This is a genomic window from Listeria booriae (assembly GCF_000766865.1).
GTDB lineage: Bacteria > Bacillota > Bacilli > Lactobacillales > Listeriaceae > Listeria_A > Listeria_A booriae.
Window position 1 is genome coordinate 1 of the sequence record NZ_JNFA01000021.1, and the last position, 772, is coordinate 772.

Below are 772 nucleotides of genomic sequence, written 5' to 3' on the forward strand. Positions count from 1 at the left end.
TCGTTCCTTTCAAGGCGTTGGATTGGATACGAAATGTCCGTGTCGCTGGATTGATGCGGGTATAGGTATTGGCGACCACTTGTTGGTTGTTGGCTAACACCTCGGAACGGCTGCCTTGATGGACTTCGACCGTCCCCACCTGATTGCCGACATTCCCTGTCACCGTGCCTGTTTCGCCATCCCATTGGACATTGGTGATCGCATAACTATACTGATCTTGTTGGCGCGTCACATTGTCTTTCGGGTCCTCCCATTGATTGGTGGCCAGCCCTTCCAGATGCATGTCGGAACGGATGCCATATTTATCGTCTTGGACCATGACCGCGTTCTGGTTGGCCACGATGTTGTGCTGAAATGTCATCATGCTCGCTCTTTCTCGTAACGTGATGGGGGCGTGCGTAAGCTTGCCGATAACGGCTTGGGCTGCAGGGCTACTACTGCCAATCACTCCGATGTGGTTGGCGGCAAGGGTGGTATTGCGCGTACTCCCCGCAGAACTGATACCCGCTAATTGGACGGAGTTGACAGCAGCTTTTCCGATAGTATTTTGTGTGACCAACATGCCTTGTGGCTGTGCTTCGTTTTCGGTTCCTGCTTTGTTGCCAACTAGCTTCAGCGCGATGGCACCATAGTGGGTCGTAATCGAACGGCTTGGCTCAATGGCATCGATGGCATTACCTTGGACTACGCCATTTGTATAGCCAGTGACTCTAGGACCAGGGGCAAGGTGGGTCGTTCCCCATACGGCGATTCCTACTTGGCTTTTGGCTTG

Annotated in this window: 2 protein-coding genes; one reads left to right on the forward strand and one right to left on the reverse strand. The window is 53.1% G+C overall.

Features of this window, described 5'->3' with window-relative positions:
* The coding region (locus EP57_RS16845; RefSeq protein ID WP_149028037.1) for a hypothetical protein at nucleotides 1–364 on the reverse strand (364 nt) is incomplete at its 3' end.
* Between the two features lie 40 nt (nucleotides 365–404).
* On the opposite strand from EP57_RS16845, the gene EP57_RS16850 reads away from it, so the two are divergent.
* Complete coding sequence (locus EP57_RS16850; RefSeq protein WP_149028038.1) at nucleotides 405–632, forward strand: hypothetical protein; 228 nt, start codon at nucleotides 405–407, stop codon at nucleotides 630–632.
* Nucleotides 633–772 lie beyond the last annotated feature (140 nt).